This window comes from Jeotgalicoccus coquinae, assembly GCF_014207425.1.
Lineage (GTDB): Bacteria > Bacillota > Bacilli > Staphylococcales > Salinicoccaceae > Jeotgalicoccus > Jeotgalicoccus coquinae.
In genome coordinates, this window is the sequence record NZ_JACHFF010000001.1 from 1,069,355 (window position 1) to 1,081,712 (window position 12,358).

The window sequence follows — 12,358 nt, forward strand, 5'->3', positions numbered from 1 at the left end:
CTTCTGTTCCTCCTAAATTGAAAGCTCTTTTGAAAGCAGGTAAATACTGTTGTCATATTGCTTATCGTGTACACGTACGTACGTAAAATCTGTGGCTGTTAATTCATTTTTGGAAATACCTGCGCCGACACCCGAACGGCCGTCCTGCAGTAAGCTCACTGCATACGCACCAAGTCTCGAACCGAGCACTCTGTCAGAAGCACTCGGTTTGCCGCCGCGCTGAATATGTCCAAGAACACTGATTCTTGTCTCTATATTAATATACTTTGCCAGTTCATTGCTACAATATTCTGCAGACATAACTCCTTCGGCCACCACAATCAGGGAATGTTTCTTGCCCCGGTCAAGCCCCGCCTGAATACGTTCAGCAACATCTTTCATCTTCGTATCGCGTTCCGGAATAAAAATTGTTTCCGCTCCGGCCGCAAGCCCTGCGTTCAGTGCAAGCTCACCGGAATCCCTGCCCATCACTTCTATGATAAACGTCCGCTCGTGACTCGTTGCCGTGTCGCGGATGCGGTCGATCATATCGACGATAGTATTTAAAGCAGTGTCGTAGCCGATTGTAACATCGGTGCCGACAATATCATTATCAATTGTTGCAGGCACACCGACAGTTTTCACACCGAGCCTGCCAAGTTCGGCAGCACCCATGTAAGTACCGTCTCCGCCGATAACAACGAGCCCTTCAATACCGAGCTCTTTTAAGTTTGCAGCCGCGCGCTGTCTGCCTTCATCAGTCCTGAACTCCTCGCATCGCGCGGAATATAAAAAAGTTCCGCCGCGGTGAATAATATCTCCGACATCACCAAGACCCATTTTATTAATATCATTATTAATCAGACCATTGTAGCCGTGTTTCACACTGTAAACTTCCATACCGTCATGAATCGCTTTACGCACAACCGCACGTATCGCGGCATTCATCCCCGGCGCATCGCCGCCGCTCGTTAAAACCGCTATTTTCCTCATGTCCATCACCCACCTATTAGTCCTTTTAAACATAGCATAATTATGGTTTGACGGTCTATCTATTTGACGATGAAATGTGAGTAAATCCGTGTGCGGGATGAGTATTGGATATTGGTTTGGTTTTTTGAATGACTAAAGGCGTTAGTCGGTCAATGAACCCCGTTCTTTGTCACACTAAACCAAAAAATCGCACCCGCCTCCATACGGGCAAGTGCGATTCTCAAATTGATTAAACTTATTCACTAAACTGGCCGATTGCCATGTATTTATCGTAACGCTGGTCAACAAGTGCATCGCCGTCCATCGGTACAAGTTCTGCCAATGCGTCCTGCAGCACCTGATCCGTTTCGTTGAACACGAAAGTTTTATCATGGTGCGCACCGCCTGCCGGCTCTTTGATTGTGCCGTCGCTGACGCCAAGTTCGAGTAAGTCCGCTGCTGTAATCTTCAGCGATTCCGCTGCGATTTCTTTAAGCGAAGCGTCTTTAAACAGAATACTTGCCGCACCTTCCGGTGAAATCACCGAATAAGTTGCGTTTTCAAGCATGTAAAGTTTGTTGCAGACTCCAAGCGCAAGTGCACCGCCTGAGCCGCCTTCACCGATAACAATACTGATTACAGGCACAGTAAGTCCCGCCATTTCAACCAGATTGCGTGCAATTGATTCGCTCTGGCCGCGTTCTTCTGCCGCTTTACCGGGGTATGCACCTTTCGTGTCGATAAAACAGATGACCGGACGCTTAAATTTCTCCGCCTGTTTCATCAGACGAAGCGCTTTTCTGTATCCGTCAGGGTGCGCCATACCGAAGTTGCGCGCAATGTTGTCTTTCGTATCCATACCGCGCTGGTTGCCGATAACCGTCACCGGACGGCCGCGGAACATAGCAATACCGCCGATAATTGCATTGTCGTCCGCGTATGCACGGTCGCCTTTAAACTCGATAAAGTCATCGAATAAAGCCGCAATATATTCTTTTGAAGTCGGACGTTTTATGTAGCGTGCAATTTCAACACGCTGCCACGGTGTCAGCTGTGAGTATACTTCTTCTTTTTTATCCTTCACTTTTCTCTCCAAAAAGCTGATTTCAGTCGTCAGATCCAGCTTGTTTTTATGGGCATATTTTTCAAGCTCTTTAATTTTATTTTCCAGTTCAGTAACCGGTTTTTCGAATTCAAATACCATAATTACACAACCTCTTTATGCATCTTTAAAATCGTGCCTAAATAACGTTTCATGTTCACTCTGTTGACGACCTCATCAAGCTGCCCGTGCTTGAGTAAAAATTCCGCCGTCTGGAAATCATCGGGCAGCTTTTCCTTAATTGTTTCTTCGATAACGCGGCGTCCTGCAAACCCGATTAACGCGCCGGTTTCAGCCAGGTTAATATCACCGACAGAAGCGAATGATGCTGAAACTCCGCCTGTCGTAGGGTTAGTCATGTACGCGATATATAATAATCCCGCTTTGTTATGTCTTTCGATTGCCACGCTGACTTTCGCCATTTGCATTAACGATAAAATCCCTTCCTGCATGCGGGCACCGCCGCTTGCTGTGAAGACAATGACCGGCAGTCTGTGTTCTGTTGCATACTGGAATGTACGCGCCAGTTTTTCACCAAGTGCCGAACCCATGCTTCCCATACGGAATCTCGGGTCCATTACAGCAACTACTGCTTCATTACCCATTATTTTACCATGTGAGACAATCAATGCTTCTTCAAGTCCTGTTTTTTCTTTATCTGAAGCCAGCTTCTCTTCGTAGTTCGGGAAGTTCAGCGGGTTGACCGATGTAATATTTTCAAACAGTTTCCTGCCGCTGTCGATATCGAGCAGCGCGTCCATACGGTCCGTGCTTATAATCGGCATGTGATGGTCGCAGTTTGAGCAGACGTTCAGACGCTTGTGCAGATCTTTCGAATAAAGGATCTTTTTACAGCTCGGGCACTTCGTCATAATTGTTTCCTGTTTCTCAGCGCCGCTCTCCGCTTTTTCATCGCTTGCTTTTTTATTTAATTTAAAAAATATATCTTTTAACATTTTTACACCCCATCGAAGTTAATGTTCGTATCCGTCCGCATATTTCTTCAGCAGTTTATAAATTCTCTGCACAACTTCATTATCCGACGATTCGACGGTCTGCATGCCGCCGTATTTATGCTCGTAATAATAATCGATCATATGCATCAGTTCAACCAACTCTTCATATTGTTTGTCTGTACGGAGCAGATATTTAGCTATTAGTGTATAGAGCTGGTGGCTGTCAATATTTGCAAGGTATGTGCCTTCACCCCGTTTGACGTAAATCACACCGATGAGTTCCAGCGCCCGGAGTGCTTCTCTCACACTCTGTCTGCTGACGTTAAGACGCTCTTTCAAATAGCGTTCGCTTGGAATTTTCTCGCCTATGCCAATATTCTGATCCTGAATAATTTTATTAATCTCTTCAAGTATTGTTTGAAGACCTTTTTTATTTTCCATCTCTAACCGTTCAGTTCATTTATTAGTCTTTTAGTTTTATCGTATACATATCCGGGTTCAACTTTTTTGCGTGCCACACCTGTATTCATCGCAGCTTCGGCAACGCGTTCTGCGACTGTTGGTGCGACTTCAGGATGGAATGCGCCCGGTATTACGTAATCGGCATTCAGCTCTTCTTCCGTAACGATTTCAGCAATAGCAAGCACTGCCGCTTTTTTCATTTCTTCGTTAATGTGCGTCGACTGAACGTCAAGCGCCCCTCTGAAAATCCCCGGGAACGCAAGCACGTTGTTCACCTGGTTCGGGAAATCACTGCGTCCTGTGCCCACTACTTTAGCACCGGCTGCAAGTGCGATATCCGGCATAATTTCAGGTGTCGGGTTCGCCATCGCAAAAATAATCGGGTCTTCGTTCATCGAACGGACCATTTCTTCAGTCAGCGCATTTTCAACCGATACACCGATAAATACATCTGCACCTGCAAGAACATCCTGCAGCTTGCCTTCCCTGTTGTCGATGTTCGTAAATTTGGCTACTTCATCTTTAATCGCGTTCATGCCCGCCGGGCGGTCTTCGTAAATCGCACCGCGCGAGTCGCACATAATCATATCTTTCACGCCGAAGCTGTGAAGCAGTTTAACAATCGCAACACCTGCTGCACCTGCGCCGTTCAGCACAACTTTAACTGCAGACAGTGTCTTACCCGTTAATTTAACTGCGTTAATCAGACCGGCAAGCGTCACGATAGCCGTACCGTGCTGATCATCATGGAAGACGGGAATATCAGTTTCCTTTTTCAGTCTTTCCTCGATTTCAAAACATCTCGGAGCTGAAATATCTTCCAGGTTAATTCCGCCGAAAACAGGAGTCATCAGTTTGACTGTATTGACGATCTCATCAACATCATTTGTTTTTAAAGCGATCGGGAATGAATCAACGCCTGCAAAACTCTTTAACAGTGCGCTCTTGCCTTCCATAACCGGCAGACTTGCTGCAGCACCGATGTTGCCGAGTCCGAGTACAGCCGAACCGTCGGTAACAACACCGACAGTATTACCTTTAATTGTATAATCGAATATTTTACGTTCATCTTCATAAATTTCTTTACACGGCTCAGCAACTCCCGGAGAGTATGCAAGGCTGAGCGCCTCTTTATCCTTTAATGGTACTTTTGAATTTACGGAAAGCTTTCCCTGGTTAACTTTGTGCAGTTCTAATGCATCGCTTTTTAAAGACAAATCAGTTCCTCCTATTAGTGGTCATACCACGGTATATTATCATTTTATTTTTTATTTTACAACAGATTTATACAATTAAACGGATATTTTCGAAATGGATTTTCGAAATCAATGCTCTAATTTCGCTGATTTTTATATATCCGACAACCTGCCCGGTGTTGAAATCGTGAATCGGCACGCCGTGTTCCGAGAGGAGTTCTGAAATCTCATCGATGTTAACATCTCTTATATATATTTTCCGGGTCTTTTCAATATACGTGCTGACATAATCTTCAGGTTTGTACAAACGGTCAATGACCAGCTGCGGTTTGCCCTGGCGCATACCGTATGTCGCTTCCGCTGCCACAATAGATTCTTTTAACAAAGGATGATATTTAAAATACTCTTTTGCGAACAGCACCCCGTCGACATTCGAATGACCGTCGGTCAATGTCAGAAAGGCCATGTTCTGTCCGGTCTTCTTCACTTTTATCGTACGGAAATCCTCGATATGCAGAAGATAGGTTCCATGTTTCCGCTTATGATGAATCAGGGAAAACGGAATAAACTCAAGCTCCTGATGCTTCAGTAGCACCGGATGTGTGGAAATGTAAAACCCGAGCGCCTCTTTCTCGCCTTCAATCATCTCGGTGCCGTCCATTTCGTCAGCGTAGCGGTATTCTTTTTTAAGATTAAAACCGAGGGAGCTTAAGAACGAGTCGTGCTGGTAACCATCGCTCACCGTGGATAAAGTATCGGGTATCGTCTGCAGCATTGTTTTTCTGTTCTCTTTAAAACTGTCCAGTGCACCTGAAATAATCAGGTTTCTTAAAATCTTCTCGTTAAATTTAAAATCGGTGCGGGATACGAGATCGTATATATCCTGAAACGGCCCTTCCTGTTTACGGGCTGCCGCGATTGCATCGTACAGCGGTTTCGATACACCGTTAACCATCGAGAAGCCGAGGCGTATCCCATCACCCTGTGAGTTTTGCCACACGGATGTATTAATATCCGGCGGATGGAGCTGGATACGCATCATTTTCAGCTCGTTTAAAAGCTGGCTGATCTTTTCATCGTTGCTCCGGTGATGTGTTAAAATCACCGCGTAGAAATGTTCGGGAAAATGAAGCTTCATGTAGGCCATCGTATAGGCTACTTTGCCGTATGCGACGGCATGACTTTTAACGAAACCGTAGTCAGCGAATTCCATAATCAAATCGAAGATATTTTCCGCAAGTTCCGCCGTATAGTTTTTCTTCACCGCGCCGTCTATAAAGTGCTGGCGTTCGTTCGTCAGTGCTGCACGGTCTTTTTTACCCATGGCACGGCGTAAAATATCCGCTTCACCGTAACTGAATCCGGCAATTTTACCGGCAATCTGCATAATTTGTTCCTGGTAAACGATAACGCCGAATGTTTCTTCAAGAATTTCCGCGAGGTCCGGATGAGGATATTCAATCGTTTCCGGATGTTCTTTTCTGTATATAAAGTTATCGATTTCCTTCATTGGACCCGGTCTGTACAGTGCAAGCACCGCTGCAAGGTCTTTCAGGCTTCCGGGTTTGAAATTTTCAATGACGCGTCTGATACCTGCGGACTCGAGCTGGAATATACCCAGCGTCAGTCCTTTCGACAACATTTTATAGACGCGCTTATCTTCAGTAATACGGTCCAGCGAAAATCCTTTGTCGATCCGCCTGATGCTCTGCACCATATAGCGGATTAGCGACAGGTTTTTTAACCCCAGTAAATCTATTTTTAACAGTCCCGCCGCTTCAACATCTTTCATCGGCCACTGGCTCATGACATGTCCTTCAGAAAAAATAACCGGCACGCTGTTCGTCAGTGTTTCACTGCTCAGGAGCAGTCCTGCAGCGTGCGTTGAAGTATGACGCGGCAGCCCTTCAATTTTCAATGTAATATCCATAAACGTTTTGTACTTATCGTCCGCCTCAAGCAGCGTATTAAACCGCCTGCTCTCAAATGCATCTGATAATGATGCGTTCGGTTCATCCGGAACGAGATTTGATAAGAGCTTTAATTCGTCATCGGAAAATCCAAAAACACGCCCTACATCGCGCGCAGCCATTTTGGCGCTCAGCGTTCCGTATGTAATGATATTCGCAACCTGCATATCACCGTACTGTTTAATTAAGTATTCGACGACTTCATCGCGTCTTGAGTCTTCAAAGTCGATATCGATATCCGGCATGCTGACACGTTCCGGGTTTAGGAAACGTTCAAACAGCAAATTATATTCCAGCGGATCAACTTCGGTAATATTTAAAAGGAATGACACAAGGCTCGCACTGGACGACCCCCGGCCCGGCCCGACATATATACCGTTGGATTTTGCATAGTTTACTAAATCCTGAACGATCAGGAAGTAGTCCTCAAAACCCATATTGGTAATAATGTCATATTCGAATTTCAGGCGTTCCAAATATTTATCCGGTACATTAAAGTTTCTTTCTTCAAAACGTTCCATTAACAGCTGCCACAAATAATCCCTGGAACTGATATCTTCAGGATTTTTAAATTTCGGCAATGTGTGCTGAACAGATGGAATCGGTACATTGCATTTATTAATAATTTCTTCATTATTTTTTAAATACATACGTGCATCTTCAGGCACCGTATCGTGAGTCTGAAGACATGCATCACCGTGGAGATTCTGAACACTGTCGATGCTGAGCTTCTGATTGTCGCGAATAGCGTTCAGTACTTTTAATGATCCGCGTTCATTGCTGTTGACGTAATGTGCGGCTTTCATAAATACTTTCCCGTAATCGCCGTCCGTGTCATGTGAGAGATATTTATCCTCTTCAGCAATATTCAGCCCGCTTAAAATTGCAGGTGCATCTGCCGTTTTGCCGATGGCGATACAGTTTTTAATGTTATCCTCCGCGAACTTCAACGATGTTCTTGTTAAACTTCTGTACGACAGCATCGCGCTGGTGCGCACAAGTTCCAGATAGCCCTGCCGGTTTTTAGCGAGCAGTACGAGCGGCACACCGTTCATACCGTCCTCGATAATAATTTCCATGCCGGGCACCGCTTTAATATCGTACTCCGACGCCAGTGCCATCAGGCGGTAAACTGCGTGCATACGGTTTAAGTCTGTTACCGCAACAGCATGCTGGCCGTCACTTTTCAGTTTTTCGCAGAGCCGCTCCAATGTAATATTTGAATTCAAAAAATCAAATGAGCTGTGCACATTTAAATTAAGCATTGAAACACCTACTCGTTACAATTTTTCTTCAATTTTTGTAATCAGTTCGTCCAGCATATTCATGTCTTTCACACGTACACCTGATGCCAGCGGATGTCCGCCACCGTCAAACATAGCTGCCACGTCATTAATGACGACTTCTTTCGAACGGAGTCTGACACGGATTTCACCGTCGCCTTCCAGTGCGATAAACCACACTTTCACATCTTCAATTTCTCTGAAGATATTGACGTCAAGACCCGCTTCGCTGACGCTTAAATCATATTCTTCCATTACTGACTTCGGCACGTACACGTATGCGATCCCCGATTCAGTGAATACCGCATTATGAATTAAATAGCCTTTGTATTTAAATTTATTTTTAGATGATTTGTGCATCTGGTTATTTAAGTTTGCTGCATCGAAGTTAAACTCTTTCAGTTTCGATGCGACTGCGTGTGTCAGTGTACTTGTGTTGTTATACAGAAATCTGCCTGTATCTCCGACAATTCCCATGTAAAACAGCGCCGCTGCCTCATCATTCATTGCCGAGCGGTCCCAAATATCGATTAACAGATAAATGAGCTCGCTTGCCGATGATACTTCTGTTTCAACAATCGACACGTCACCGTATAATTCCACGTTCGGATGGTGATCGATTTTAACGATTTTCTCAGCGTAATCCAGCGTACCGTCAATACGCTCCCGGTTGCCTGTATCCACAACAATTACCAATGGACGTTCAATCGTTGATACGCGGTCCATCTCACCTAAAAAGCTGAGTGACGGTTCTTCGTGCCCGAGTGCCGCGATACTTTTATCCGGATACTTATTTTGCAAATAGGCACGGAGACCGAGCTGTGCACCGTAAGCATCAGGATCCGGTTTCCGGTGTCTCAGGATGACGATTTCATCGTGTGATTCTATCAGTTCAAGTACGTCGCTTGCATATGTTTTTAAGTCATTTAAATGTCCGGTTAATTTATTAAACAATGGCGAAACTCCTCAATATTAATTTACTTACATTCATCAATCAATTATACTACATAAGAGATTGGAGTTGTAACGTATGGAATTCTTATTCACGTTTGCCGTGTCATTTCTCGTCACAGCGATTGTCGCTACTTTCATACTTTTTGTAGTCTTCAAAGTTAGAAAGATACGTACAGTCCGCGATGTGAGAGGCGCGTATTATAACAGTATTGCGAGAATCTGGCTCGGTCTGTTTCTCGTCGCTTTCGGTTTAAACACTATGCTTCAGTTCCACACACTTGTGGCTTACATTATCGGCGGTATATTTGTACTCTTCGGAGGATATCAGGCGTACCACTTTAATCAGGCAAGAAAGTATTTCAAAGGCAATCTGCCGATTGAAGAACAGGCATGGAAAGAGTTTGAAGCGATGAAGGCAAATAAAGCCAAACGCAAAAAACGCTAGCATTACATAATAAAAACATCCCGCTGTAAATAACAGCAGGATGTTTTTTTATTTTTCGTTGAAGTGCTGAATCATGGATGTCGCTTTCGAGTACGCTGTTCCCTGCACATTCAATACAATCTCCAGGCGGATAAACTGCTCGCCCCTGTCGATTATTTCACCCGTCAGCTCAATTTCCTGATAGAGCTGAACTATTTTAAAGTTCATTATGTTGTAAGTGTCGATATGGTAACTGTGAATATGGTTCTCCTGAAGCACGACGAGAATGAGACGTTCTGCAAGTCTCATAAAGTTTGCCTGTGACAGTGAACCGAACTCATCGGCCATAAACGGCATTACTCTTATATTAATTTTATTGCTGTCGATTTTAATTTCTCTGTCGATCAGCTGATCTGTCGACATGCCGGATTTTAAGTTTCTTGAAGATATATTTTTAAATACTTCCCTGCGGTGCACGATACCGCGGTAATCTCCTGATTCCACTACCGGAATAATATTCAGCTGATGCCAGCTCATAATTTGTCTCAGCGACAGCAGCGTCGTATCTTCTTCTGCACTGTAGTCAGGCAGCAGATATGATGTGTAATTATCTTTAGTCATCTCATTTAAAAACTTCGAACGGATTGCACCGACGAAACGGTTGCCGTTTAAGAGAATCATATTTTTATCTTCCGGATGCACTTCAGTGCCGAGGTCATTAATATCGATTGTATACTGTTCCTGCTTCACCATCAGACTGCCCGCGGTAACAATATTCTGTGACAGCGACAGGCTGTAGACTTCCCTGTGAATAATTGACGCACATGTAAATGAATCATGTGTCGTCGAAATGACCGGGAGCTGTTTTTCTTCAGCCAGTTTCAGTATTTCCCCACCCGTGCCGAAACCGCCTGTAATAAGCAGCCCCACACCGTTTTCGAGTGCTTTTCTCTGGGAACGTTCGCGGTTACCTACTATTAAAAGGCCGCTCGGCTCCAAATATTTAACGAGATCTTCAGTCTGCATTGCACCGATCAGAATGCGTGAGATTTCTTTATCGAGATAGTTATCGCCGGACAGCACAGTACCCTGAATGACGCGGTTAACTTCCCTGAACATAATTTTACCGTGACTCTTCACTTCACGCTGCACGATACGGAAAGTTCCGACGCGTTCGATTGTCTTAACCAGACCGTCCTGTTCCGCCTGCTTAATCGCGCGGTAACTCGTGCCGAGAGACACGCCCATATAGCCGGAAATCTGTCGCACCGACAGACTGCTGCCTTCTCTAAGACCTCTTATATATTTTAAAATATCTTCATGTTTCGACATGTCTTCACCCAATTTCTTTATTTCCAATTAAATTTATCATAGCACGAATAATTGATGTGTATAAAAGAAAAAGGAAAAATTAACCCGTACAGCAGATTATGTGGAGATCTGCTGTACGGGTTTTATCAAAAAACTTTTCACTTATATTATTTTAAGAGTATTCAACTGCTTCGCCCGCCTCAAGTACCTGGCATGTTGTGTTGACTTTGTTTTTGAATTCTTCAGGATTCTGCTTGATCGGCGGGAACGTGTTGAAGTGCACCGGCACAACGACTGTCGGTTTAATCAGTTCGTTCACCGCGTATACCGCGTCGTCGATTCCCATCGTAAAGTGGTCACCGATTGGAATGAAGCAGACATCGATTGGTCCGTTTCTTTTCGCAATCAGTTCCATATCACCGAACAGGCCGGTATCACCTGTTACATAAATTTTCTTACTGCCGAGCGTTAAAATTAAGCCCATCGGCTCGCCTGTATAGTGCGTCACGCCATCATCGTCAGTGTAGCTTGATGTGTGGAATGCATGAGTATATTTTACTTTGCCGAATTCATACTCTCCTTCTCCGCCGACGTTCATGCCGATAGTATTTTCAACGCCCTGGCTTTCAAGATAAGCCGCCAGTTCCACAGGTGCAATTACCGTCGCGTTATTTTTTCTGGCGATTTCAACCGTGTCGCCAACATGGTCATTGTGACCGTGTGTTAGTATAATATAATCAGCTTTAACATTATCAACTGTCAGATCAGTTAAATCGTTGCCGTTAATAAACGGGTCGATAATGACATCCGTGTCATTATTATTAAAAGAAAGTACCGCATGTCCATGATATTTTACAGTCAAAATTACCACTCCTGTTTAAATTATTAATAATAGTCTATTCCCTGAAAAACTTTTAAATAATCATTAAAACGATATTTTATATATAAGGAGATAAACCGATGAAACACATTTATTTAACACACTCGCTAAAAATGGAATCGGAAGCAGTTTTATTTTCGTATCCGGATTTTAATACACCGAACTTAACACTGGCGGAAATGCAGCGTGCACTCACTCCGGATAATGAAATTTACATAACGGTCAACAACTTTCATGAAACGAATGACTTTATGATCGAGAATACGATGATTGAAACAATCCGCCGAGAATCTGTTGCCGACGGTTTTATTATCGATCAGATATTTATACGCGACTTCCACGATGTTAATACAGTGCTGCTTGAAACGTTGTCTAATGAAATCCGCAACAAGCACTTTATAATCGGTCCGTCATTTACGAAAGTACCGTACTTTCTTCACAGCCGGCTCGCCGAGCTCTTTATCGAAAATGATGTGTCAGGTGTGATGTACGACCTGCGTAATATTGATATTAGAAACTTTAGAGAGCTGCAGCCGCTGGCAAAACTGAAAATGCATGTCAAGAAACGTCTCTCGATTATCCCGCTGATTCGTCCCGAGCAGCTCAAAGATCTCAAAAAGAGTATTCCATTTGAAGTGGCAGTAATTGACTAGTAGATTTTTGGGTTTTTGGAGTTTGAGTGACTATGTCGAAGCCACACTGTCAGTCAAATGGGTTTGAGTGACTATGTCGAAGCCACACTGTCAGTCAAATGGGTTTGAGTGACTATGTCCAAGCCACACTGTCAGTCAAATGAGTTTCAGTGACAATGTCCAAGCCACACTGTCAGTCAAGTGGGTTTCAGTGACTATGTCCAAGCCACATCGGCT

General features: G+C 44.1%; 11 protein-coding genes. 2 read left to right on the plus strand and 9 right to left on the minus strand.

Annotated features, from left to right (window positions below):
* Positions 1 to 12 precede the first annotated feature (12 nt).
* From pfkA to HNR41_RS05270, 7 genes are all read right to left on the minus strand, one after another.
* Complete coding sequence (gene pfkA / locus HNR41_RS05240) at positions 13 to 972, minus strand: 6-phosphofructokinase (protein WP_184282412.1); 960 nt, start codon at positions 970 to 972, stop codon at positions 13 to 15.
* Between the two features lie 235 nt (positions 973 to 1,207).
* Complete coding sequence (locus HNR41_RS05245; protein ID WP_184282414.1) at positions 1,208 to 2,155, minus strand: acetyl-CoA carboxylase carboxyltransferase subunit alpha; 948 nt, start codon at positions 2,153 to 2,155, stop codon at positions 1,208 to 1,210.
* A gap of 2 nt (positions 2,156 to 2,157) precedes the next feature.
* On the minus strand, positions 2,158 to 3,009 hold the full coding sequence (gene accD / locus HNR41_RS05250) for an acetyl-CoA carboxylase, carboxyltransferase subunit beta (protein ID WP_184282416.1): 852 nt from the start codon (positions 3,007 to 3,009) through the stop codon (positions 2,158 to 2,160).
* A gap of 18 nt (positions 3,010 to 3,027) precedes the next feature.
* A complete protein-coding gene (locus HNR41_RS05255; protein WP_184282418.1) occupies positions 3,028 to 3,450 on the minus strand; it encodes a FadR/GntR family transcriptional regulator in 423 nt (140 codons plus the stop codon).
* Between the two features lie 2 nt (positions 3,451 to 3,452).
* Positions 3,453 to 4,688 (minus strand): NADP-dependent malic enzyme, encoded by a 1,236-nt coding sequence (gene ystJ / locus HNR41_RS05260; RefSeq protein WP_184282420.1) that lies wholly within the window; start codon positions 4,686 to 4,688, stop codon positions 3,453 to 3,455.
* A 67-nt stretch (positions 4,689 to 4,755) separates the two neighbouring features.
* On the minus strand, positions 4,756 to 7,902 hold the full coding sequence (locus HNR41_RS05265) for a DNA polymerase III subunit alpha (protein ID WP_184282422.1): 3,147 nt from the start codon (positions 7,900 to 7,902) through the stop codon (positions 4,756 to 4,758).
* A gap of 15 nt (positions 7,903 to 7,917) precedes the next feature.
* Positions 7,918 to 8,874: a DHH family phosphoesterase gene (locus HNR41_RS05270; protein ID WP_184282425.1), complete on the minus strand. Its 957-nt coding sequence runs from the start codon at positions 8,872 to 8,874 to the stop codon at positions 7,918 to 7,920.
* Positions 8,875 to 8,950: 76 nt separating this feature from the next.
* On the opposite strand from HNR41_RS05270, the gene HNR41_RS05275 reads away from it, so the two are divergent.
* Positions 8,951 to 9,319 (plus strand): YtpI family protein, encoded by a 369-nt coding sequence (locus tag HNR41_RS05275; RefSeq protein ID WP_184282427.1) that lies wholly within the window; start codon positions 8,951 to 8,953, stop codon positions 9,317 to 9,319.
* Positions 9,320 to 9,367: 48 nt separating this feature from the next.
* On the opposite strand, the gene HNR41_RS05280 is transcribed toward HNR41_RS05275, so the two are convergent.
* Together HNR41_RS05280 and HNR41_RS05285 are read right to left on the minus strand one after the other, a co-directional pair.
* A complete protein-coding gene (locus HNR41_RS05280) occupies positions 9,368 to 10,657 on the minus strand; it encodes a DRTGG domain-containing protein (protein ID WP_260399574.1) in 1,290 nt (429 codons plus the stop codon).
* Positions 10,658 to 10,781: 124 nt separating this feature from the next.
* Positions 10,782 to 11,471, minus strand: a complete 690-nt coding sequence (locus tag HNR41_RS05285; RefSeq protein ID WP_221432850.1) for a metal-dependent hydrolase — start codon at positions 11,469 to 11,471, stop codon at positions 10,782 to 10,784.
* A 98-nt stretch (positions 11,472 to 11,569) separates the two neighbouring features.
* Between HNR41_RS05285 and HNR41_RS05290 the strand changes: the two genes are divergently transcribed.
* Positions 11,570 to 12,142, plus strand: a complete 573-nt coding sequence (locus HNR41_RS05290) for a hypothetical protein (RefSeq protein WP_184282431.1) — start codon at positions 11,570 to 11,572, stop codon at positions 12,140 to 12,142.
* The last annotated feature ends 216 nt before the right edge of the window (positions 12,143 to 12,358 follow it).

Bases quoted from the DNA above. Each gene is read 5' to 3' on its own strand.
- pfkA (WP_184282412.1), bottom strand. From the start codon at position 972: ATGAGGAAAATAGCGGTTTTAACGAGCGGCGGCGATGCGCCGGGGATG.
- HNR41_RS05245 (WP_184282414.1), bottom strand. From the start codon at position 2,155: ATGGTATTTGAATTCGAAAAACCGGTTACTGAACTGGAAAATAAAATT.
- HNR41_RS05275 (WP_184282427.1), top strand. From the start codon at position 8,951: ATGGAATTCTTATTCACGTTTGCCGTGTCATTTCTCGTCACAGCGATT.
- HNR41_RS05255 (WP_184282418.1), bottom strand. From the start codon at position 3,450: ATGGAAAATAAAAAAGGTCTTCAAACAATACTTGAAGAGATTAATAAA.
- accD (WP_184282416.1), bottom strand. From the start codon at position 3,009: ATGTTAAAAGATATATTTTTTAAATTAAATAAAAAAGCAAGCGATGAA.
- HNR41_RS05265 (WP_184282422.1), bottom strand. From the start codon at position 7,902: ATGCTTAATTTAAATGTGCACAGCTCATTTGATTTTTTGAATTCAAAT.
- HNR41_RS05290 (WP_184282431.1), top strand. From the start codon at position 11,570: ATGAAACACATTTATTTAACACACTCGCTAAAAATGGAATCGGAAGCA.